This is a genomic window from Clostridium estertheticum (genome assembly GCF_018861295.1).
GTDB lineage: Bacteria > Bacillota > Clostridia > Clostridiales > Clostridiaceae > Clostridium_AD > Clostridium_AD estertheticum_D.
Genome location: NZ_JAHLDM010000001.1, coordinates 57,024 through 80,102 on the forward strand (window position 1 = coordinate 57,024; position 23,079 = coordinate 80,102).

Annotated in this window: 20 protein-coding genes and 1 riboswitch; of the genes, 16 read left to right on the forward strand and 4 right to left on the reverse strand. The window is 29.5% G+C overall.

What is annotated here, in order from left to right; genetic code table 11:
• Positions 1 to 11 precede the first annotated feature (11 nt).
• From KPL54_RS00230 to KPL54_RS00260, 7 genes are all read left to right on the forward strand, one after another.
• Positions 12 to 1,055, forward strand: coding sequence for a glycosyltransferase (locus tag KPL54_RS00230; protein WP_216103691.1), 1,044 nt, complete (start codon positions 12 to 14; stop codon positions 1,053 to 1,055).
• Positions 1,056 to 1,142: 87 nt separating this feature from the next.
• The gene (locus KPL54_RS00235) at positions 1,143 to 2,204 is read left to right on the forward strand and encodes a glycosyltransferase family 2 protein (protein ID WP_216103692.1); all 1,062 of its coding nucleotides are present in this window, start codon (positions 1,143 to 1,145) and stop codon (positions 2,202 to 2,204) included.
• A gap of 56 nt (positions 2,205 to 2,260) precedes the next feature.
• Positions 2,261 to 2,929 (forward strand): YveK family protein, encoded by a 669-nt coding sequence (locus tag KPL54_RS00240; RefSeq protein ID WP_216103693.1) that lies wholly within the window; start codon positions 2,261 to 2,263, stop codon positions 2,927 to 2,929.
• Between the two features lie 26 nt (positions 2,930 to 2,955).
• Complete coding sequence (locus KPL54_RS00245; protein WP_216103694.1) at positions 2,956 to 3,585, forward strand: CpsD/CapB family tyrosine-protein kinase; 630 nt, start codon at positions 2,956 to 2,958, stop codon at positions 3,583 to 3,585.
• A 37-nt stretch (positions 3,586 to 3,622) separates the two neighbouring features.
• Complete coding sequence (gene cps2T, locus KPL54_RS00250; protein ID WP_216103695.1) at positions 3,623 to 4,774, forward strand: beta 1-4 rhamnosyltransferase Cps2T; 1,152 nt, start codon at positions 3,623 to 3,625, stop codon at positions 4,772 to 4,774.
• A 95-nt stretch (positions 4,775 to 4,869) separates the two neighbouring features.
• A complete protein-coding gene (locus tag KPL54_RS00255) occupies positions 4,870 to 6,189 on the forward strand; it encodes a glycosyltransferase (protein ID WP_216103696.1) in 1,320 nt (439 codons plus the stop codon).
• Positions 6,190 to 6,198: 9 nt separating this feature from the next.
• Positions 6,199 to 7,413, forward strand: a complete 1,215-nt coding sequence (locus tag KPL54_RS00260; protein WP_216103697.1) for a hypothetical protein — start codon at positions 6,199 to 6,201, stop codon at positions 7,411 to 7,413.
• A gap of 403 nt (positions 7,414 to 7,816) precedes the next feature.
• Here the strand turns inward: KPL54_RS00260 and KPL54_RS00265 are convergent, their stop codons facing one another.
• The 3 genes from KPL54_RS00265 to KPL54_RS00275 form a co-directional block, all read right to left on the reverse strand.
• Entirely contained in the window at positions 7,817 to 9,151 is a 1,335-nt protein-coding gene (locus KPL54_RS00265; protein ID WP_216103698.1) for a right-handed parallel beta-helix repeat-containing protein, read from the reverse strand.
• A gap of 199 nt (positions 9,152 to 9,350) precedes the next feature.
• Positions 9,351 to 10,598, reverse strand: coding sequence for a right-handed parallel beta-helix repeat-containing protein (locus tag KPL54_RS00270; protein ID WP_216103699.1), 1,248 nt, complete (start codon positions 10,596 to 10,598; stop codon positions 9,351 to 9,353).
• 144 nt (positions 10,599 to 10,742) lie between these two features.
• On the reverse strand, positions 10,743 to 12,104 hold the full coding sequence (locus KPL54_RS00275) for a right-handed parallel beta-helix repeat-containing protein (protein ID WP_216103700.1): 1,362 nt from the start codon (positions 12,102 to 12,104) through the stop codon (positions 10,743 to 10,745).
• A gap of 19 nt (positions 12,105 to 12,123) precedes the next feature.
• Positions 12,124 to 12,222: riboswitch (cyclic di-GMP riboswitch) on the reverse strand.
• A gap of 183 nt (positions 12,223 to 12,405) precedes the next feature.
• Here KPL54_RS00275 and rfbD point away from each other — a divergent pair.
• Positions 12,406 to 13,239: a dTDP-4-dehydrorhamnose reductase gene (gene rfbD / locus KPL54_RS00280; protein ID WP_216103701.1), complete on the forward strand. Its 834-nt coding sequence runs from the start codon at positions 12,406 to 12,408 to the stop codon at positions 13,237 to 13,239.
• A 300-nt stretch (positions 13,240 to 13,539) separates the two neighbouring features.
• Positions 13,540 to 14,043 (forward strand): hypothetical protein, encoded by a 504-nt coding sequence (locus KPL54_RS00285; RefSeq protein ID WP_216103702.1) that lies wholly within the window; start codon positions 13,540 to 13,542, stop codon positions 14,041 to 14,043.
• Between the two features lie 26 nt (positions 14,044 to 14,069).
• On the opposite strand, the gene KPL54_RS26405 is transcribed toward KPL54_RS00285, so the two are convergent.
• The gene (locus tag KPL54_RS26405) at positions 14,070 to 14,198 is read right to left on the reverse strand and encodes a hypothetical protein (RefSeq protein WP_268037159.1); all 129 of its coding nucleotides are present in this window, start codon (positions 14,196 to 14,198) and stop codon (positions 14,070 to 14,072) included.
• A 400-nt stretch (positions 14,199 to 14,598) separates the two neighbouring features.
• Here KPL54_RS26405 and KPL54_RS00290 point away from each other — a divergent pair, with 400 nt between their 5' ends.
• The 7 genes from KPL54_RS00290 (at position 14,599) to KPL54_RS00320 (ending at position 23,021) form a co-directional block, all read left to right on the forward strand.
• The gene (locus KPL54_RS00290) at positions 14,599 to 15,756 is read left to right on the forward strand and encodes an ABC transporter permease (protein WP_216103703.1); all 1,158 of its coding nucleotides are present in this window, start codon (positions 14,599 to 14,601) and stop codon (positions 15,754 to 15,756) included.
• Positions 15,749 to 16,423: an ABC transporter ATP-binding protein gene (locus tag KPL54_RS00295; RefSeq protein ID WP_253203287.1), complete on the forward strand. Its 675-nt coding sequence runs from the start codon at positions 15,749 to 15,751 to the stop codon at positions 16,421 to 16,423. The genes KPL54_RS00290 and KPL54_RS00295 overlap by 8 nt, the downstream gene beginning before the upstream one ends.
• Before the next feature lie 202 nt (positions 16,424 to 16,625).
• Positions 16,626 to 18,488, forward strand: a complete 1,863-nt coding sequence (locus KPL54_RS00300; protein WP_309245349.1) for a nucleoside-diphosphate sugar epimerase/dehydratase — start codon at positions 16,626 to 16,628, stop codon at positions 18,486 to 18,488.
• Positions 18,489 to 18,629: 141 nt separating this feature from the next.
• Positions 18,630 to 19,757: an SGNH/GDSL hydrolase family protein gene (locus KPL54_RS00305; protein WP_216103705.1), complete on the forward strand. Its 1,128-nt coding sequence runs from the start codon at positions 18,630 to 18,632 to the stop codon at positions 19,755 to 19,757.
• Between the two features lie 131 nt (positions 19,758 to 19,888).
• Positions 19,889 to 20,035 carry a lmo0937 family membrane protein gene (locus tag KPL54_RS00310; RefSeq protein ID WP_151553533.1) on the forward strand — a complete coding sequence of 49 codons (147 nt, stop codon included), beginning with the start codon at positions 19,889 to 19,891 and terminating at the stop codon, positions 20,033 to 20,035.
• A gap of 186 nt (positions 20,036 to 20,221) precedes the next feature.
• Positions 20,222 to 21,538: a hemolysin family protein gene (locus KPL54_RS00315; protein ID WP_216103706.1), complete on the forward strand. Its 1,317-nt coding sequence runs from the start codon at positions 20,222 to 20,224 to the stop codon at positions 21,536 to 21,538.
• Between the two features lie 187 nt (positions 21,539 to 21,725).
• Positions 21,726 to 23,021 carry a hemolysin family protein gene (locus KPL54_RS00320; RefSeq protein WP_216103707.1) on the forward strand — a complete coding sequence of 432 codons (1,296 nt, stop codon included), beginning with the start codon at positions 21,726 to 21,728 and terminating at the stop codon, positions 23,019 to 23,021.
• The last annotated feature ends 58 nt before the right edge of the window (positions 23,022 to 23,079 follow it).

Consider the following 23,079-nt stretch of genomic DNA (forward strand, 5'->3'; position numbering starts at 1 on the left):
GGGAATGTTTTTTGGATAGAGTTGATGTCAGCATTATAATACCTGTTTACAATGTAGAGGAATTTTTGCCAAAATGTTTAGATAGCATTATTAATCAAACTATTGATAATAAAGAGATTATTGTAATAAATGATGGCTCTACAGATAATTGTTATGAAATACTTAAAGAATATGGAAAGAAATTCCCTGAATTAGTTATTATAAATCAAAAGAATAGTGGTATTAGTGAAACTCGAAATGCCGGGCTCAAAGCAGCGAGGGGTGAATACATAGCATTTGTTGATAGTGATGACTTTGTAGAGCTTGATATGTTTGAGAAAATGTATAAAACAGCTGCTAGTGGAAATATTGACATAGTTATTTGTAATTACATATTGTATAGAGAAGGCCAAGGCACGCAGGATTCTCGCGTGGCGCAGGATTCTAATTATAAGAAAATAGAAGGAATTGATAAAGAAGGGTTTTTAGATAAAGGGGAGGCCCTTAAGATGTTTTTGTTAAATGATATCAAGGGTTATGTTTGGAATAAGCTGCATAAAAGAGAACTTTTTTTTGAAAATAAAATTTCATTTCCGAATTTTGTAGTATGTGAGGATACCCCAGTTGGATTTTTATTACTTGCAAACGCAAATAAGATTTATTCAATGATAGAACCATTTTATTATTATAGGCAAAGAGAGTTATCACTTACAAGAACATTTTCAATTAAATCAATGAAAGATATGATAGATGGATGTTATATAATGAGAGATTTTATAACAAAGAACCCGCTTATTTATGGTGAGTTAATAGATTATTATAGAGTTTATTTGATAAAGACCCTATGGGCTATACATAATAAATACTTTATACAAAGCTCTGAAACTGGAGATAAGAAATATTACTTTGAGTTTAAAGAGATAGTATCAAAAGAGATAGATAATTTACAAATTTCAGAAATAATAAGGAATAGTAAGCTAACATTTAAAGATAAAGTTAATATATTGCTTATAAAGACAAAAATGTATGGCCTTATTTTCTCTCTATTGTACAAGATTAAAAATGTTATGAAGTAAAAAACATTGCTATTATTACCAATAGAATTTTGTATAATTAAAGGTTATGATTAAAAGCACCAAAGGTCATTATTAAGGAGTGTTAGTATGGTGAAGATAAGTATTATAGTTCCAATTTATAATGGAGCAAAATATATCAAAGAGTGTTTAGAGATGATAATGGATCAAACATTTAAAGATTTTGAATTAATAATAATAGATGATGGATCTACTGATAACAGTAAGGAAATGTGCAAAGAATATGCAAAAATTGATTCTAGAATCAAATTAATTAGCAAAGAAAATGGAGGAACCTGGGCTGCTAGAAATAGGGGAATAGATGAATCCATTGGTAAATATATTATATTTTTAGATTGTGACGATTGGTATGAGAACAATTTATTTGAGAAAATGTATGAAAGTATAAAAAGCAATGATGTTGATCTAGTTATATCAGGTCAAACCAATGTTTTTGTAGATAAAAACGGAGAAGTTATCAGAAAAACTACTGTATTACCTAATAAATATAATTTTAAAACAAAAGATGAGATTTTGTCAAATTATATTTTACTTAGAAAAGAAGAAATTGGAGATACCCTGTGGAATAAAATTTACAAATCAGAGATCATAAAAAAATATAATTTGAAATTTGAGAATTATAAACGGGGGGAAGACACAATATTTAATGCTAATTATTATCAGCATATAGACAAATGCATAGTCATTTCAGAAGCTTTATATAATTACAGAATTGAAAATGCAAATCCAGTATGGCTTAAATACTGTGATAATTATTTGGATATTGTAAGGAACGAAAATGATACTATCGTAGGTAAACTTAAAGAATGGGGTAAATATAGCAAGGATGCTAGAGAGTACCAAGCAACTCATTTTACTTATCGTATAATTGAGTATTTTTATAAGATAATTTCCTCTAAAAATTTTTTAAATTTGGAAAGTAAAATAGAGCAAAAATCAACTTTAAAAAGTAAAAGCCAAGAAATATTAAATTTATTAGATAATGAAGAAGTTAGAAAGAATTTGGATGATTCCAAGGTGATTGGGAAATTCCATAAATTACTTATTAAATCTATGAAATCAAGAAATGTTGAATTGATATTGTTTCTAGTAAAGATTAAATTGGTATACAACAATATAAAAGGTATATAGCTTTAAAATTAATAAAACAATATCATAAAAAGAACAATTACCATGGAGGTATTAAAATGAATAATGAAACTACAAAAGGATATAAAGAATTTATAAATGTTCTAAAAAGAGGGAAATGGATTATATTGCTTGTAACAATTTTAGCAACATTAACAGCAACTTTATTCAGTTATTATTCTATGAAAATTTCTAAACCGATGTATCAAACAATAACAAGCGTTGTAATAGGAAATAAAGAAGATATAGTTAATGCGAAAAGTTTAAGCCCTACATTTGAGCAAATCGCAAACTCTAGTACTATATCAAAGAATGCTAGCTTATTATTAAAAGGTTCTGTATCAGATTTGAAACTACGAAAGAGTTATGAGGTTACTGTATCAGCTGATGCTCCGATACTTACAATTACAGCTAGTGGAGAATCACAAAAGCAGTCTATAGCTATAGCAAACGCTGTTATAACATCCTATTCAAAAGAAGTAAAGAGAATATATCCTTCGCAGAGCATGAAAATAATGGAGAATTCGGGACAGAGCGATCTTATAAACAATAAATTTAAATCTATGAATGTAATATTAGCATTTTTACTTGGATTGTTCCTTTCGGTATTTATTGTGACACTTATAGGGTTCTTTGATGAAAAGATCAGGACCAAAGATGATGTAGAGAAATATTTAGGTCTACATGTTCTGGGGAATTTACCAAAAAGAAATAAATCGCACATTTAATATAAATTAGAAGGGAGATGGATTTAATGGGAGAAACAAAATATGCAGAGTATCTTAACTTAGACTCAATTAATTTAAAAGCATTTAACGAACTAAAAGCAAATATTCAGCTCTTAAACGCGGATAGTAAAAAAAAGGTTATTATGATAGCAAGTGCTGGCAGTAGTGAAGGTAGATCAACTACAACAGCATATCTTTCACTATCACTTGCAAAAAGCGGTAAGAAAACTATAATTGTTGATTGTGATCTGAAAAAGCCAAATATACATAATATGTTTGATTTAACAAACGATAAAGGACTTGTGAATTATCTATCCGGAGATGTATTGTTTGAAGAAGTAGTTAAGACTACGAAGATAAAGAATTTATCTATACTGACTTCTGGTGCATCTACATTAAATTATGCTGAACTTTTTGTATCATCGAGATTTAATGAATTTATAATTTCATTAAAGAAAGATTATGATTATATCATTATTGATACACCTCCGATTACAATAGGTGCTGATGCTGAGGTTTTATCAAGATATACTGATGGATGTGTTCTTGTTGTTAAATCAGGAAAAACAGAAAGAAAATCTGCCCACACGGCTAAAGAAATTCTTCAAAAAGTGCATGCTAATATTATAGGTGTATTCCTAAATGGAACGGACTAAAGATAATTTTATAAAACTAAAATAGAGGTGTAAACAAATGACAGATGTATTCATTATAGGTTCTAAAGGAATACCATCTAATTATGGTGGATTCGAGACCTTCGTAGATAAATTAACTCTTTATAAAAAAAGGCAGGATATCATGTATCATGTGGCTTGCCTAAATGTTAAGGAAGAAGAGTTTTATTATAATAAAGCAAGATGTTTTAATGTTAATGTAAAAGATATAGGTAGTGCGAAAGCAGTACTTTATGATTTGCAAGCTTTAAGTAAATCAATAAAGTATATTAAGGAAAAGAAATTATCTAATTCAATTGTTCTTATTCTTGCTTGTCGTATTGGTCCATTTATATCATTTTACAAGAAACAACTCAAAGATTTGGGAATAAAGCTTTATATAAATCCTGATGGACATGAATGGAAACGTAGTAAATGGAGTATGCCTGTGAGGAATTATTGGAAGTTTTCTGAGAAACTGATGGTAAAACATGCAGATTTACTAATATGTGATTCAAGAGGTATAGAGGATTACATAAATACAGATTATGATATGTACAATCCTAATACTACGTTTATAGCTTATGGAGCGGAAATTGGAAGATCTAAGCTAATGGAGAAGGATGATGTTATAACAAACTTTTTTGACGATTTTTTAATAAAAAGGAAAGAATATTACTTAATTGTTGGCAGATTTGTACCAGAGAACAGTTATCAAACTATGATAAGAGAGTTTATGAAATCGGATGTTGATAAGGATCTTGTTATAATTACAAATGTGGAGAAAAATAAATTTTATGAAAGATTACTGAAGGCTACGAACTTTACTCGCGACACGCGAATAAAATTTGTAGGAACTGTTTATGATAATGAACTTCTAAAAAAGATAAGAGAAGAAGCATTTGCATATATTCATGGACATTCAGTGGGAGGGACGAATCCTTCACTTCTTGAAGCCTTATCGAGTACGGATATTAATCTGCTTTTAGATGTTAATTTTAATAAAGAAGTTGGGAAAAATGGAGCTATGTATTTTAGTGATGAAGATGGCAATTTAGCTTCTTTAATAAGCAAAGCAGAAAAATTAACAGAAAGTGAGATTTTAGCGATGTCTACAAGAGCTACAAACAGAATAAAAGATTCTTACTCTTGGGACAAGATTGTTCATGATTACGAAGAGCTTTTTTTATAAGTTTAAGGAGGCGTCGACTTATTAAAATATTGCATTATTCTCTTGGATTACCTCCACTACGGACTGGAGGATTAACTAAATATTCTGTAGATCTTATGTTAGAACAAGTTGCAGGTGGTAATAACGTTACAATATTATATCCTGGTCATTTCACGATTGATAAAAAATTACGAATTGATGAGAATAAGTCATTTAAGGGTGTTAAAGTATATGAAATACTAAACCCAATTGATATTCCGCTACTTAGCGGAATACCAAGTCCAGAGACGTATTTTAAAGATAGAGATATAAATGTATATATAGATTTCTTAAAAGAATCAAAGGTGAAAATTTTACATATCCATACATTGATGGGTTTAGATAAAGAGCTTGTAGCAGCTGCAAAAAAATTAAATATAAAAACCATATTTACTTCTCATGATTATTTTGGAATATGCCCTAAAGTCAATCTTATTGATTTGCAAGGGGAAATATGCGAGGAATATAATAATGGAGAGAACTGCATAACATGTAATAGAAATGGATACAGTAATTCCTTGATATTCTTTATGCAGTCAAGAACTTATAGATATTTAAAGAATAGTAGTATTATAAAAAAGCTAAGAGCTTATAAGCAGAAATTAATTATTAAAAAAAATCATGAATTAACTGAAATTGAACTTATAAAAGAAGAAAAAAACAATAAAAATAATCATTCGGCTAGTGGATATGTTAGGTTTAGGAAAAATTCTATTGATATACTTAATAATATCGATTTTATTCATTATAATAGTAGTGTAGCAAAGAATACATATGAGAGATATATAAATAATGTAAAAAGTAGAGTTCTTAATATTTCTCATTCAAATATAAAGGATAATAGAATAAAAAAACATAGTAATAGCAAAGAACCATTAAAAATAACATATATCGGGTCGATAGAGAAGTATAAAGGGTTATATTTTCTATTAGATGTGCTTAGACAACTACTGAAAAATAATATTAGCGAATGGAATTTGAATGTCTATGGAAAAAATGTAAATATAAATATAGATGAGTTTATGGGGAAAGTAAATATAAAGGGTACCTATGTTTATTCTGATCTTGAGGAATTATTCAAGAATACAGATGTATTGATAGTTCCAAGCATCTGGTATGAGACATTTGGATATATAGCACTTGAGGCATTCTCTTATGCTGTACCTGTAATTTTAACTGATCTTGTAGGGTTTAAAGATATGGTAAAGTCTGGAACTACTGGCATAGTAATAAAAGCCGATGAGGATGAATTATATGAAAATTTACGAGCTATAATAGAGGATAGAGAAAAACTATCTTATATTAATAATAATATACTAAATCTAGCAAGTATTTATACAATGGAAAAACATGCATTGGATATAATGGAATTGTACTCAGGTCTGATTAAAGAATAGGAGAAATAAATGGAAATATTAATGGCATTATTGTATTGCTTTCATCAGATGTTTGCCAATTTACCTTTTGTTAGTAAAACATTAACTGGTAATTTAGATCTGTTTTATGCATTGGGGATGCTCGGTATTGTCTTTGTTATATTTAAAAAAAAGAGAGATATTTCACTCTTAATAATATGTGCTTTACCGATTGTAATTTATGGGATCATTCAAGGAATGGTAATACAAAATGTAGAAATGCAAAAACTTTTGGTTAATATTTCTAAAATTACTATATGCATTTCTTTAATGATTTTGGTATCGAGAAAAATTCATGACTTTAAGATTAAAAAGTTTATTGATTATATTTGTAGAATCTACTTAATACTTACACCTATAGCGATTGTTCTAAAACAAAATGATTATTTATGGAGGCTTCATGATACTATAAATAAATATAATCTTGTAAGACTAAATTTATTTTACATAGAACCTAGTGAGCTAGGTTTTCACTTATCTATAATAATTCTTATATTAATGTATTTAATTATTAAAGAAAAAACTCATAAGTTGCAAGCTAAATATATAATCTATATGATAGATTGTTTAGGCCTATTAGCATTATCTGGAGCTTATGGATCATCAGTAATGTTATTTTCAACCATAATATTCATATCATTTATTATAATTATAACAAAACTGAATTTTAAAAACATTTTAGTTGGATATGGATTAATAATGATCTTTACCATAATAACAATATTGTTCATAGTAACGAAATCGTCAATGTATATGAGAACAGTAGATACGTTAAATGGAAAAGATTCTTCCAACAGTTACAGAGTAAATGTTACTCAGGAATTCACATCTACAGCAATAACTAAGACAGAAGGCATCGGAGTAGGCTTTGGAAATCTTAATACCGATAATACAAGGAAAATCTTTAAATCTACTGGAATGACAGCAGTAGTAGCAGCTTCGTATCCGTATTTTATTGCAGAGGGTGGTTTATTTGGGATAATATATTTAGTTTTATTACTCACACTACTCGTAATTAATGTAGGTATCAAAAAAAATATGTTACTCGCAAACCTTCTGTTATTTAGTTTCTTATATCAGATTTACGGCGGTTATTTTACAAACCCATTAAATTGGATTATATACGGCTTAATACTAAGCAGGTGGACACCTAAGCAAATTGAACTAGAGGATAATTTGGACATAAGAAAAGAGATAATCTCATAGATTATCTCTTTTCTTATGCAGTAGTTTTGTTAAATTAATTAAATATATTTACTACATATGCAGCCTACCGGCTGAAAAACTTTTTTTGTAAGGATTATTTATATCTATTCTATTTTTTTTATCCATCATCTTTTTTAGATGTATCTTAGCATAAAGGTTTAATAAAATGGATTTCTCCGGGAATGACTTGCAATAAAAAGCGAGAAAACATTGAAATTGAATTTAGAATTCTTGTTTTGCCAATATAAAATTCTCGTAAGACTGACAGGAAATCAGTCTAGCGAACCCGAGACAGGACGTCGAGTGTGAGAGTTAGAGAATTTTATATTCGCAAAAGATTAGAATTCCTTAATGCAATTTCATGTTTTGAGCTTATATTGCAAGTCATGGATGAGAAATTGTTTTATTTACCAACAGTCATTTTAGCATACTCATGAAGTCCAATTTTGTAACCTTTTATTGTATTGTTATCTATCGTGTTGTGCTGATCTGTATTAGAAGTTGAATAGATACCACTCTTAGATATTATTCCATTACTTGAGCTAATCTTATTATCCTTAATTGTTATATGGTGAGGCTGATCTTTTCCATTTGAGTCCAGCAATATTCCATTACCTTTCTCTGGAGCTTTATTATCATTTTCGCCATTTGTATTATTTATAATATTATTAGATACAATGTTATTAGAGCTTCCAGCAGTTATATCAATACCATTCTTTTGTGCTGATAACACTTTATTTCCAGTAGCAGTTGTATTTGATGTTTCGTACAGACATATTGCTCCTAGATTGCCAACACCTTTGATGGACTCTTCTACTGTATTGTTTTTAACAATGTTATCTTTAGTTTGCCATACTTCTATTTGATTAAATCTATTATTTTTAGAAACATTTCCTATAAGAGAATTTCCACTTGTAACTTTCTTGTCTCCGCCATAAATAGTGAGGCCTTCCTGACCATTACCGATGCATGTATTACCACTTGCTACAGAGTTTGTTGTACCTTTTCCAGTTGTTGAATTAAAACCGAATATCACTCCTTGCCCGCCACTATTTTTTAACACATTATTTGTCACGGAGATTTTGTTTCCATTTAAGCAGTAAATATGGCCACTTATTTGTTCCTTTTGATAACCACCAAAAACTTTGTCGTTATCAAAATTATTCTTATCGATTGTAATATTAGAACTATCGTTATCTATTTTAACCCCATATTTACGAATATCATTGAAATAAGAATTTGTAATATTGCAGTTGCTACTTGCAGATATACTTAATGCAACATAATCAATTTTGTTTGTAAATTTACACTCAGTTACATTTAATCCTTTTTTCAAATCAACGTTTATTGCGGTAGAGCAATTTTGAAACTCTATACCCTGAAAGCTGTCATCATTTCCTGCAAAAAATAAAGTGTTTTTGCCAGAACCAATGAATACTACTTTATTTTTAGAAATTAACCTTATCCCATCTGGAAGTTTTACACTACCGTGAAGACTATATTTACCTTCTGGTAACTTTAGTGTACTTCCGCTTGGGTAAGAATTTAACATTTTCTGAAATGCGGCTGTTGTGTCCGTAGCTCCAGTTATGTCTAATGAGTATTTTTTTATATCATTCTTATTGATGTTATGAATCGAAAGATCTTTCGTTTTGTTAATTACTACAAATGTCCCTATGAGAAATGCAAAGGAGACTATTATAATAATTATAACTGTTTTGTTTTTTAAAAATTTCATATATCCACCCTTTATTGTCGTATTAGTAAATTTGATATAGTATTAAAATTACTTTAGTAGGAGCATATTTTAGTATGCCCAGCTGCTCAGGAGTAATTCAATCCAATATTACGGAGTGAATTATAAATAAAAACAAAGGATAAAGTCTACAAATATTATAGCTTTTATCCTTTGTTTAGTAGATCCTAAGGAGAGGTTGTTACATTCCACAAGTCATTTTAGCATAAGAATGAAATCCAGATTTGTAACCTGTTATAGAGTTACTATCTATTTTGTTGTACTTATTACTATTAGAAGTTGAATAGATACCACTCTTAGGAATGATGCCATTACTTGAGCTAATTTTATTATTTCTAATTGTTGTATATTGTGGCTGTGATATTCCAGCTGAGTCAAGTAATATTGCATTACCTTTTTGCGGAGCAGTAATATTATTGTTTAAGTTTGTATTTGCTATACTATTATTTGTTATAGTGTTATATAAACTTCCAGCAGTTATATCTATACCGTTATTTTGAGCAGATAGTACTATATTTCCAGTAACAGTTGTCCCAGTCGTAGTAAACAGACATATTGCGCCTAGATTACCACACCCAGCTATTGATTCTTCAACTGTATTGCCACTTACAGTGTTATTATCAGATTGCCATACTTCTATTTGATTATATCTGTTATTTTTAGAGGTATTGCCTATAATAGAATTTCCACTTGAGAGTTTCTTAACGCCTCCATAAATTGTGATACCTTCTTGACCATTGCCGGTACAAGTATTATTACGTGCTATGCAGTTAGTTGTACCTTTACCTAAGGTTGAACTGTAACCGAATATTATGCCTTGGCCACCGCTATTTTTCAAAATATTGTTCTCAACAGTGATTTTGGTGCCACTTAAGCAATAAACATGACCACTTATTTGTGAATTATTATATCCACCAAAAACCTTAGGGTTATCAAAATAATTTTTAGCTATAGTAATATTAGAACTATTTTTATCTATTTTAATTCCATATTTGTTTATATTATAGAAATATGAATTAGTAATAGTGCAATCACTACTCCCATAAATATCGATTGCAGCATAAGTAATATTATTTGTGAATCTGCAGTTTGTTATATTAACTCCTTTTACATATAACACCCTTAAAGCAATAGAGCAATTTTGAAACTCTATACCCTTAAAAGTGTTATCATTACCTGTAGCGAATAAAGTGTTTTTACCAGTGCCCTCTATTACAACGTCACTACCTGCAATCAAATTCATCCCATCTTTCAAATTAATAGTGTTAGATATCTTATATATACCCTTTGGTAAATTAATTGTACTACCTTTTGGATACGAATCTATCATTTTTTGAAATGAAGCAGAAGTATCTGATGTTCCCGTTTTATCCAAATTATATTTTTGGGCATCTATTGTTGCAGGAACATTAGTTGAATTAGCCGTCACAGCGTGAGCTTTTGTAGTAGTTACAAAGGAAGTACCATTTAATAAAGCAGTTAATATTATTGTAACAGCTATACTTTTTCTTATGTTATTATTTAAGATATTAATTCACTCCTCTTATGTCGGTGGGGAGGTTATAAGGTCAATCTATTTTTCACAAGTTGCTAGGGCATACCAGTGAACTCCATATTGATAACCCGTTATTATGTTGCTATTTATCTTGTTATGATGATTAGTATTGGAAGTTGAGTAAACACCACTTTTAGCAATAATTCCATTACTTGAGCTAATTGTATTATTAGCGATTGTTATATATTGCGGATCAGCTACTCCGTTCCAATCAAGTAATATTCCGTTACCTTTCTCAGGAGTTTTAGAAAAATCTTGCCTATTTGTATCAGCTATAAAATTGTTTGATACGTTGCAATTTAAGCTACCCGCAATTATTGCTATTCCATTACTTTGAGACGATAATATATTGTTATCCGTAACAGTTGTACCGGTCGTACCAAAAAGGCAAATAGATCCTAAACTTCCACGACCAAATATTGATTCTTCTACTGTATTGCCTTGAACAATATTATTATCAGATTGCCATACTTCAATTTGATTAAATCTGTTATTTATAGATGTATTACTAACAATAGAGTTTCCATTAGAAACCTTTTTGCTTCCGCCATATGTTGTAACACCTTCTTGACCATTACCTATGCACCGATTATTAAATGCGACAGAACTTGTTGTACCTTTTCCAGTTGTTGAATTATAACCAAATATAATACCCTGCCCACCGCTATTTTTTATAATATTGTTTGTCGCGAAAATTCTAGTTCCATTTAGACAATAAACATGCCCACCTATCTGTTCTACGCTATAGCCATCAAAAACTAATGGGTTATCAAAATTATTGTTATCAATTGTAATATCCGAACTAGCGCTATCAATTAAAATTCCATATTTGTGGATGTTGTAGAAATATGAATTTTTAACTGTTGAATTGCGACTTCCATAGAAATTAATTGCAGCATAATTAATGTTATTTGTAAATCTGCAGTTTGTAATATTAAATCCAGTTTTCTGAAAAACACTTAAAGCAGTTGCACAATTTTGAAATTCTATACCCTCGAAACTATTAGCATTACCTGTGGAAAATAAAGTGTTATAACCAGTCCCCTTAATTATAACATCATTAGAGGCGATAATATGTAAATTATCCTTTAACTTAACAACATTCGACAATTTATACGTACCTGCTGGTAATTGTATTGTACTTCCACTTGGTAATGAATCTATCATTTGTTGAAACTGGATTGAGGTATCGGTTATTCCTGTTATATCCAATTTATAAGTTGTAACATCTATTATAGTAGGATTACTTGTTGACTCAGATATACTAGCAGAAGTTGTAATACCTACGGCATTTGTGGTATTTAGAAATGGACTAACAGTTGATAAGGAAATTAACATTATTAATAGTGTTATACTTTTTTTCATATTGTTTTTAAACATAATAAATCACTCCTTTTAATTTGGTGGCTAGGCTACCATACTCTCGTAAGGCCCTATGGCTTTGCGTCCTTACTTTTCAATAAGTGATTACATGTAAGCAAATTTGCCGTTTTCTGTAAAAGTTTTATCTTAAGGTATTAAAAATGAATTTTATATTGTATAAAATATTATTTGCAAGAATTTATTTGAAATAATATATTAACTTATCGTTAATAATCTTTTATTCTTTAGAATTTCCTCAATTAATTATTAAAGTAAGGTATAATTTATATAAGAATAAGCTTTAAGAGGAGAATTAAATATGAAGATATTAATCACGGGAGCTAATGGGCAACTTGGTCGAGAATTAGCTAATCAATACAAAGAGAAAAAGACGGTTGATTTAATATGTGCGAGAAGGTCAGATCTAGATATATCAAATATTAATGAAGTATATAGTTTCGTAAATGAAAATAAACCAGATGTGATTATAAATTGCGCTGCACTTACAGCTGTGGACAAGTGTGAGATGGAAATAGATATGGCATATAAGATAAATGCAATAGGACCTAAAAACTTAGCAATAGCTGCAAATGAAATTGGTGCAGAAATTGTCCAAGTTTCAACAGACTATGTGTTTAGCGGTAATATAGATAAGCCACTAACGGAATTTGACAAAATAGATCCTTTGACTATTTATGGGAAAACTAAGCTCGAGGGAGAAATATTAGTTAAAAATCATAATCCTAAACACTACATAGTTAGAACAGCATGGCTTTATGGAGATGGAAATAATTTTGTAAATACTATGATAAATTTAAGTAAAACTAATACCACATTAAAAGTGGTTAATGACCAAAAAGGAACACCTACAAGTACAGTTGATTTAGCTAGAACTATAATTAAACTTGTAGAGCAAAAAAATTATGGACTATTTCATTGTACCTGCAAAGGTGAATGTACATGGTATGAGTTCACTAAAGAAATTTTTAGATTTAAGGGTATAACGACGACGGTTTTACCGTGTACAACCGATGAATTCCCACGTCCGGCAAAAAGGCCAGAATATTCAGTGCTTAGAAATTATATGTTGGAACTTACAACAGGAGATATAACTAGAACTTGGCAAGAAGCAATTCATGAATATTTAAAATAAGTTAATCGTGATTCCCTTGAGGATAAATAGTTTCTAAACTTATGAAGTAAAAAAATGGAATATGCTAATGCAAAGCATATTCTATCTTTTTTTATTTCCTTTGTTAAGGTATATGCATTTATATAAATGAAAAGAGGTAGATTTTGTTAGCTTTTTTTAGTATTACGACATCCATAGCAATTAATGTTATAATTAAAGGAGAATTAGAAGAAATACGTAAGGAAGGTGGCAATTTATTCCACAATTTGTCATAAGAACGCAAAATGGTGATCTGCTTTTTTATTAATATAGGAGGTGAGTGTGATTAAAATTTTGCATTATGCACTTGGATTGCCTCCGGTTAACACAGGGGGATTAGCGAAACAGCCACAAAATATTATGGTACGCCAAGTAGCTAATGGTAATGAAGTTTCATTAGTATATCCAGGAAATATTTCAATAGATAGAGAATTAAAAATCAAAATGAATAAATCCTTTAACAATATAAAAGTATATGAAATAAATAATCCGATTTCCGCTACATTACTCAGCGGAGAACATGATCCTAAAGTATCGCTTAAACATATGGGTTTTAATATATATACTGATTTCTTAAAAACTATCGAGGTTAATATCATACATATTCATACATTGGTGAACTTAGATGAAGAGTTTATATCCGCTGCGAATAAAATGGATATAAAAATTATATTCACAGCACATGATTATTTCGAAATATGTCCTAAAGTTAAAACTATTGGTTCAGGAGTAGAAACATGTACGGAGTGTGGTAATGGTGAAAAATGTGTGATTTGTAATCGATGAATTATATAAAAATACTCTAATCTTGTTTAATTATTTCTACCTTCATTATGTTTGTTACCTTGCATTGAGGGGGTTGTTTTACTAGCTGCTTTCATTAAGCTGCATAATAAAACATACGCAATAGTTAATATTATTACTAAAACTACATATTTCATAAAGAACACGTCCTCTTCTATTAAAATGAGTGAAAATGTATAACCTTTTAATGATTATACTTATATAACGGTTACCTTATCAATATAGTTTCATTTTTGCAATTATACCGTAAAAAAACATTTCACTAAATTCGAGTTTGAATAATCTAAAATAATTGCAAAAAACCAAAGATAACTAGCGAAATGATGCTAATTATTTTTGGTTTTATATATTCTAATTAATTACTTTCTATGTATTTATAATAATAAACCATAGGAATTCATAGTTCGGTGGGTTAATTGTATATTTATAGAGAAATATGACATTGTGTGATAGAATAAATGGTATAAGTTTATATTTATTGAAAACTGTTAAATTATGATTAAATTTTATAAAAAAAATAAGCGGAGGCTAGAGGGTATGTTTACAGCAATAAAAATAGCCTGGAGATTCTTAATAAACAGTAAGATTCAAACATTAGTAATAGTTTTAGGTATTGCTATAGGGATTTCGGTACAGATATTTGTTGGGATACTAAGTACAGGTTTGGAAACCTCTTTAATTGATAAAGTCGTGGGAAATTCAACTCATATAACGATCAATCCTAAAAACAATATAATAAAGGATTATCAGGTCAAGGTAGATAAAATTAAAAAGCTGGATGGTAGGATAACATCGGTGGCGCCAGTGGTTGGATATAATGCATCTCTTAACATTAGAAATATGACGGAGCCTATACAAATTAGTGGATTTGTTTCTAAAGATTTGGAGTCATTATATAATATTAAAGATAAAATTTATAAAGGAAGAACTGTAAAATATTCTGGAGAAGTATTGATTGGTAAGGAACTTAGTGAAAAATTAGGATTGAAAATAAATGATAACATTAATATAATAACGGCTGATAATCGAAAGATAGTCGTTAAAGCCGTAGGATTTTATGATTTTGATACAATAAAAATTAATAAAATTTTAGTTATTACGAATTTTAAAACTGCTCAGAATTTGTCGGCGATTGGTGATGCTGCAACATCTATGGAATTAACTACGAGTGATCCTTATAATGCCGATGTTATTGCGAGTAATCTGAAAAAAGGGTTAAATGATAAAAATTTAGTAATAGAAAATTGGAAAGATCAGAACAAGTTATTAGTAAGCGCTATAATGGGTGAAAAAGTATGTAGCCTAATAATTCAACTTAGTGTAATGATTGCTGCTGTTTTAAGTATAATAAGTATAATGAGTATAAGTGTGGTTCAAAAATACAAGCAAATAGGTATTTTAAAGGCTATGGGAATAAAAGATGGTTCAGCTGCCCTTATATTTTTAATTCAAGCTTTTATTTTAGGGGTAATTGGTACAGGTATTGGTGTGGGGTTAACCTATTTGTATGTAAAAGGGTTTAATAGATATATAGTGTCATCAGTTGATGGAAAACCTATAGTTAATATAATTGTTAATTATAATTTTATAATTAAATTATGTATTATTGATGTAATAGCATCAACTTCAGCGGCATTTTTTCCAGCTTTAAAATCTTTTAAATTAACGCCTGTGGAGGTTATAAAAAATGGATAGCATTATAGAACTTAAAGATATTAATAAAATTTATGGAAAAAGAGTGAAAACACAGGTATTAAACAATATAAATTTATCTATTGATAAAGGCTCTTTTAATTCTATTATAGGGGCATCAGGTAGTGGTAAAACGACCTTATTAAATATAATAGGAATGCTTGATAGGCCTACAAGTGGACAAGTTGAATTGGAAGGCAGAAGAATAGATAAGATGAGTAGAAGGGCTTTAGCTGATATTCGAAACCGTAAAATAGGTTTTGTATTTCAATTTCATCATTTATTGCCAGAGTTTAATGCTATCGAGAATGTCATTATGCCTAGATCTATAAGAAACATATTTTGCGGTAGAAAAACTTCTGAAAAAGCAAAAGAACTTTTGGAACTTGTGGGACTTCCAAAGGTTAAGAAAAACAAAGTTTATGATTTGTCAGGTGGAGAGCAACAAAGGGTCGCAATTGCAAGGGCCCTTATGAACAGCCCTAAGATAATACTTGCAGATGAGCCAACGGGAAATTTGGATTCTAAAACTTCTGAGGTTATATATAATATATTTAGAGATATAAATAAAGAACTTGGAACTACTTTCATAATAATAACCCACGATGAGAGAATAGCAAAAAAAACAGATAGAATAATTGAAATAGAAGATGGTGTTATTAAATTTTAAAGTGGCTAATTAATGCATTATCACCTCCCTCACCACTACATATAATATACATGTATTTAATATTATTTTTGTGGGTTTTGTAAAATTAATTATAGAAATAGGAATTTTTGTGGTTTTTTATTGAAAAGATGTTTAATAGCAAAAATGATGATATAATATTATGAGAACAAATTTTGAGAAACATAAAGAAGAGGTGTATATTGTGAAAGCTTTAGGAAAATGGAAAAAGCCGATACTAATACTAAGCGATGCAGTTTTAATAAACTTAGCATATATATTAGCTTTCTATTTTAGGTATAACTATAAAAATTTCAAATTCTATTCAAATGATTATAAAGAGATAGCGATAATTGTAACAGTTATTTACATAACATGTTTTTATCTATTTAAACTTTATGAAAGTCTTTGGAGTTATGCAAGTGTAGATGAATTTATGTTGGCTATTGGTGGATGCCTTGCTGCGAATATTTTGATGATTGTTTTTGTTAGAATTATTGGACATCCATTTGCTTATGGAGTAAGCATAATAGCTTGTGCTTTTAGTATTATTTTCATACTTGGCTTTAGGATGTCATTTAGAGTCTATGATAGATTTACGGGTATTATTAATTGCAATGTCAGTAAAAATGATAGAAATAGAGTAATGATAATTGGGGCTGGGGCAGCTGCAGCAATGGTTATAAAAGAAATGAAAAGCAGTAACCAGAGCAAGTATACACCTATAGCTGTAATTGATGATGAACCTTATAAAAAAGGAAAAAACATTATGGGAGTAAAAGTTGTAGGAAATAGGAAAGATATTTTGTCTATTGCAAAAGCAAAAGATATAGAAACTATTCTTATAGCAATTCCGACCATAGAGGATGAGGATAAACAACAAATACTTGAAATATGTAAAAAAACCAAATGTAAAATAGAAATTATTCCAGGTATGTATGAAATAATTAATGGGAAAGTTTCATTAAGTCAAATTAGAAAAGTAGACATTGAGGATTTACTAGGACGTAAAGCAGTAGTACTTGATACGGAAGGTATTGCAAGTTATATTCAAAATAAAACAATCTTAGTAACAGGTGGCGGAGGGTCAATTGGTTCTGAGTTATGTCGTCAAATTATAAAATTTGCACCTAAACAATTAATTATTTTTGATATATATGAAAACAATGCTTATGATTTGCAAATTGAACTTAAGTATAAATACCCAAAATTAGATTTAAAGGTACTTATAGGATCTGTTCGAGATAAAAAAAGACTTGAGGATGTTTTTACAACATATTCACCGGATATAGTTTTCCATGCGGCGGCGCACAAACATGTTCCACTAATGGAAGAAAGTCCTATGGAAGCAATAAAAAACAATGTGTTTGGAACTTATAATGTAGCAGAGTGTGCTCATAGGTTTAATGTTGAAAGATTTGTAATGATATCAACAGATAAAGCAGTAAATCCAACTAATGTTATGGGTGCTACTAAGAGAATGTGTGAGATGATTATACAATCTATGGATAAGATAAGTAAGACACATTTTGTAGCAGTGAGATTTGGAAATGTTCTGGGAAGTAATGGATCAGTTATACCATTATTTAAAAACCAAATAGCTCATGGTGGTCCAGTTACACTTACTAATAAATATATAACAAGATTCTTTATGACTATCCCGGAAGCTGCACAATTAGTGCTTCAATCAGGTGCTTATGCCCAGGGGGGAGAAATCTTTGTTTTAGATATGGGGAAGCCTGTTAAAATATATGATTTAGCTTGGGATTTAATAAAACTTTCAGGATTTGAGCCAAATAAAGATATTAAAATTGAAGTTACGGGGCTACGTCCGGGTGAAAAACTTTATGAAGAACTGCTAATGAGTGAAGAAGGACTTACTAATACTAAACATGCGAAGATTTTTATTGGTAAACCTACTTTTAGTGATTTAGGAGTAATGAAAGAAAGAATGAAGGAGCTTGCGGTAATTATTGAGGCAAATGATGTTGATGCATTAACTAGTAAAATTAAAGACATTGTTCCTACTTATAAAAAAACCGGTGGCGAGGATGATCAAGCTGTCTAGCTTTTAGATCATTTTTTCTATGGCCAAGTCATCTCCATTGGAGCTGTTAGAATAACCGCCCAAATGCATATTTATGCGTTTGGGTGGTTCTTTTTTATTATAAACTAATTAATTTATTTAGTATTTAAGGGGTGATTTCACATGAAAAAGAGTATAGGAATTTCGTGTATGTTTTTGGTTGTGTTATTGAGCTTCATTTTTATTGTGGTGATTATTCGTAACAAGACAAATATAAAAGAAAATTTGGAATTAGTTGAGCAGCAAAAGGTAATAAATCGAGGTGAGGTAGGTAGAATTTCAGATTTGAATTTTTATCAGAAACTTCATCAAAAGAAGGATATAAATGCTTTGATAGTTGGAGACAGCATAGCTCAAAGTACAGGTACGTCTAATTTTCATGAGAAGTGGATTAATGTAGTAATAAAAGATGTGCAGAAAAAGTATAGATCAACCATAACAACTGATTCTATTACGGGAGGAAGTACAACGGGAATACGTGCTTGGGTTGAGCTAAACAATGCTAAACTTACAAAACAATATGATGTGGCATTTATATGTTTGGGGCAAAATGACCAATTTAATATAAAGCCAAAACAATTTAGAATGTTTTACGAGAGTATTATAATTAAACTTAAAAAATTAAATCCTAATATAGAAATAATACCAATTATAGAAAGCTCATTTAGACAGTATAATGATTATTCAAAGGCTATAGAGGATTTAGCGGAGCATTATAATCTTCAGTACGCGGATACCGTGAGGGCATTTAATAACTCAGGAAAGCTCTATTCTTATTTATCTAATGATTTGGTACATCCTAATGGCAAAGGGTACGTTTATTATGCTAAAACAATTGAAAAGGTTATAAATGATAATTACTTATCTAATAAAAAAACAAATATTGATTATAGTGTATTATACAATAACACTAAGAAATTAACTGATTATGTTTTTGATAATTCACCGGATTTAAATAATGGGTTCACTATAGAAAATGGATTTATTGGAAATAAGGTTTCAGAAAATTTAACTTTTAATACAACTAAGAGTGTAGCCATTATACATTTCCTACGAAAACCTAATGGTGGAAAGTTCAAAGTATTTATAGATGATAATTTTATAAAAGAAATTAACACTAATTCAACATTCCAGGTTAGCTATTCTGATTTAATAGCTTATAATTTGAGAGGAAATCATAAAATTAGGATTGAGATATCCTATATAATTAAGAAAGGTTCTGTAAAAATTTTAGGACTTGTAACAAATTAATAATTGTTAAAAACTCGAAAAATAGGGAAAAGAGGCAGAAGTAGTATTGCAAATATACTGGTTTCTTGATATAATTATTAAACATTTAAGGATAACTAGTAAATAGGCATATATGAAGGGTGGTGTTTTATATGGGACTTTTACGTTGGATAGGCGGAATAGTAGTATTCTTTTGGGTTGTAGGGTTTATACTTAAAATTGGTGGCGGATTAATACATATGTTGCTAGTAATCGCTGTAATAGTATTTCTTGTTGATAAAATTTCTGGGAAAAGATAAATTTAATAAAATAATATATTATAAGTATTTTAAATTAAATACATGATTAAATAGGAACTAACTGTAAGTTGGTTCCTATTTAATTATGTAAAAATATAAAATTATTTTTATAATATTAATTAAAGTATTAAATTTTGTGTTATCATGATAGTATGAAAAGCTTTTATTTTAGAGGAGGAATTTTTAATGGAATCAGAACCCGCGCCCATGCCTAACAGCAATATAGTGGTGCAATTAATATTAATTGTTATTTTAACACTGATAAATGCGTTTTTTGCATCTGCAGAGATGGCAATAGTATCTTTGAACAAGAACAAACTTAAACATTTAGCAGAGGAAGGTAATAAAAAGGCTATACTATTATCAAGACTTATAGAAAAGCCAACAAAATTTTTATCGACGATTCAGGTGGGTATTACGTTTGCAGGATTTTTTTCAAGTGCTTATGTGGCTACCGCGATAGCAGGTAAACTAACACTCGTTTTAAGTAATATAAGTGTACCTTATAGTGAAGGAGTTGCTCTAGTTGTTATAACAATTGGACTTGCTTATATAACACTTGTATTTGGAGAATTGTTTCCAAAACGTATTGCGCTTCAAAACTCTCAGGCTATTGCAATGTTTTCTGTAGTACCTATTATGTATATATCTAAAATAGTTACACCATTTGTGAGTTTACTAACAGTATCTACCAATATTCTAGTTAAAATCACTGGTCTTGGTCATGAGAGCAAAGAGGAAAAGATATCGAAGGAAGAAATAAAGTCACTTATAGAAGTGGGTCAGGAACACGGCGTTATTAATGAAACAGAAAAAGAAATGATAAATAACATCATTGAGTTTGATGACAAATTGGCAAGAGAAGTTATGACTCCAAGAACTGACGTATATATGATTGATATGGATGACCCTATTACAGAGTATTTAGATGAGTTATTAATCGAGCGTCATTCAAGAGTGCCAGTATTTGAGGGTGATGTTGATAATATCGTAGGAATACTTCATATGAAAGATTTTATGATAGAGGCAAGAAAAAGTGGTTTTGAAAATGTAAATATTAAGAATATATTACATTCACCTTATTTTGTTCAGGAAAATAAAAATATAGATGAATTATTTAAAGAATTGAAAAGTTCTAAAAATCATATTGCGATGCTTATAGATGAGTATGGAGGATTTTCAGGGGTAGTTACAACTGAAGACATTACAGAAGAAATCATGGGTAATATTGAAGATGAATATGATCACGAGGAACCAGAAATAAAGAAAGTTGATAATAATACTTATATAGTAAGTGGATTACTTTCTTTAGATGATTTAAATGAGCATTTAGATTTAAATTTAGTTTCCAAAGATTATAATACAATAGGAGGCTTTTTAATTAATCTTATGGGATGTATTCCAAAGATAAATGAGGAGAGAACTGTTGAATATGGAGATGTAATATTTAGAATAGAGGAAGTTCGCGAACGAAGAATAGAAAAAATTAAAATATGTATATAAGAATTACCCTACTTTTAGTAAAGTAGGGTAATTTAAAGTCGATCAAATTATAACACTTTCTATATGAAGAAAATTTGAATTCGTAGATAAATATGGTATTATATAATTAGGAGAGTATTTTATGATTATAATAGACTAAGTATGGATAATACTAAGCATATGTGTTGACTTGGAAGGAGTTATCAAAGTGACTATTTTTATAAACATTGTTATCGTATTTTTACTGGTATTTATGAATGCTTTTTTCGTTGCCACAGAATTTGCAATGGTAAAGGTTAGAAAATCTAGGATAGAAACATTAGTACTTGATGGAGCTCAAAATGTAAAATACACTTTAAAGGTTGTAAAAGATTTGAACTCATATCTATCTGCATGTCAGCTAGGAATAACTTTAGCATCCCTAGGGCTTGGATGGATAGGAGAGCCTGCAGTAGCTGCAATGCTCACTCCGTTATTTACTTTAATGGATCTGCCAGAAGCCGCTGTGCACTCAATTTCTTTTATCTTAGGATTTTCACTTATAACTGGTTTTCATATAGTACTTGGGGAGTTAGTACCAAAGTCACTCGCAATTATAAATACAGAGAAGATAGCAATGTATACAGCGCTACCCCTCGTTTGGTTTTATAATGTAACCTTTCCAGTAATGTGGGCTTTTAACCATAGTACTAATTTAGTTTTAAAAATGTTTGGTGTATCACTAGTTGATGAACATGACATAGCGCATACTGATGAGGAAATAAAGTTATTAGTTGAGGAAAGTTATAATCATGGATTAATAGATAAAACTGAATTAACTTTTATAGATAATATATTTGATTTTTCAGAGAAAACAGTAAAAGAAATAATGATACCTCGAACTGATATGGAATGCATTTACCTCGAAGATTCTTTTGAAGATATTATAGCATTTACTTTAGATGAACAGCTAACAAGATATCCAGTATGTCGGGATAGTAAAGATAATGTTGTTGGGTTTGTACATATTAAGGATTTGTATAAGCAAAAAATCGAAGGGAATAGCCAAAAGATAGAGGATGTTATCCGTGAAATTAAATTTGTACCAGAATCATTATCAATAAGTGAATTATTAAAAGTATTTAAAAAAGATAAGGTACAAATGGCTATAATTATTGATGAATATGGTGGAACATCTGGACTTTTAACTATTGAAGATATTTTAGAAGAAATAGTTGGAGAGATCCAAGATGAGTTTGATGAAGAGGTTAATGAGATTATTAAAACAGAAGATGGTGGCTACAGTGTCGATGGAAAAGTTATTATTGAGGATATTGTCGAACTGTTAAGTATAGATATAGAGGAAGAAAACATTGATACAATTGGTGGATGGGTTTATTCACAACTAAGATCATACCCACAAGTGAATGATAAAATTATTTATGAGAATTATGAATTTATTATATTAGAATGTGATAGTAAAAGAATTAGTAAAGTTAAAATTAAGAAGTTAGTTGAAAAATAGCAATAAGCCCTTTTGGTTATGTAGTTAATAGCTAAAGGGGCCATTTTTTATCTAAATT

Excerpts from the sequence above, each read along its gene's own strand:
- KPL54_RS00235 (WP_216103692.1), top strand. The coding sequence starts at position 1,143 with ATGGTGAAGATAAGTATTATAGTTCCAATTTATAATGGAGCAAAATAT.
- KPL54_RS00240 (WP_216103693.1), top strand. The coding sequence starts at position 2,261 with ATGAATAATGAAACTACAAAAGGATATAAAGAATTTATAAATGTTCTA.
- KPL54_RS00245 (WP_216103694.1), top strand. The coding sequence starts at position 2,956 with ATGGGAGAAACAAAATATGCAGAGTATCTTAACTTAGACTCAATTAAT.
- cps2T (WP_216103695.1), top strand. The coding sequence starts at position 3,623 with ATGACAGATGTATTCATTATAGGTTCTAAAGGAATACCATCTAATTAT.
- KPL54_RS00255 (WP_216103696.1), top strand. The coding sequence starts at position 4,870 with ATGTTAGAACAAGTTGCAGGTGGTAATAACGTTACAATATTATATCCT.
- KPL54_RS00260 (WP_216103697.1), top strand. The coding sequence starts at position 6,199 with ATGGAAATATTAATGGCATTATTGTATTGCTTTCATCAGATGTTTGCC.
- KPL54_RS00265 (WP_216103698.1), bottom strand. The coding sequence starts at position 9,151 with ATGAAATTTTTAAAAAACAAAACAGTTATAATTATTATAATAGTCTCC.
- KPL54_RS00275 (WP_216103700.1), bottom strand. The coding sequence starts at position 12,104 with ATGTTTAAAAACAATATGAAAAAAAGTATAACACTATTAATAATGTTA.
- rfbD (WP_216103701.1), top strand. The coding sequence starts at position 12,406 with ATGAAGATATTAATCACGGGAGCTAATGGGCAACTTGGTCGAGAATTA.
- KPL54_RS26405 (WP_268037159.1), bottom strand. The coding sequence starts at position 14,198 with ATGAAATATGTAGTTTTAGTAATAATATTAACTATTGCGTATGTTTTA.
- KPL54_RS00290 (WP_216103703.1), top strand. The coding sequence starts at position 14,599 with ATGTTTACAGCAATAAAAATAGCCTGGAGATTCTTAATAAACAGTAAG.
- KPL54_RS00295 (WP_253203287.1), top strand. The coding sequence starts at position 15,749 with ATGGATAGCATTATAGAACTTAAAGATATTAATAAAATTTATGGAAAA.
- KPL54_RS00305 (WP_216103705.1), top strand. The coding sequence starts at position 18,630 with ATGAAAAAGAGTATAGGAATTTCGTGTATGTTTTTGGTTGTGTTATTG.
- KPL54_RS00310 (WP_151553533.1), top strand. The coding sequence starts at position 19,889 with ATGGGACTTTTACGTTGGATAGGCGGAATAGTAGTATTCTTTTGGGTT.
- KPL54_RS00315 (WP_216103706.1), top strand. The coding sequence starts at position 20,222 with ATGGAATCAGAACCCGCGCCCATGCCTAACAGCAATATAGTGGTGCAA.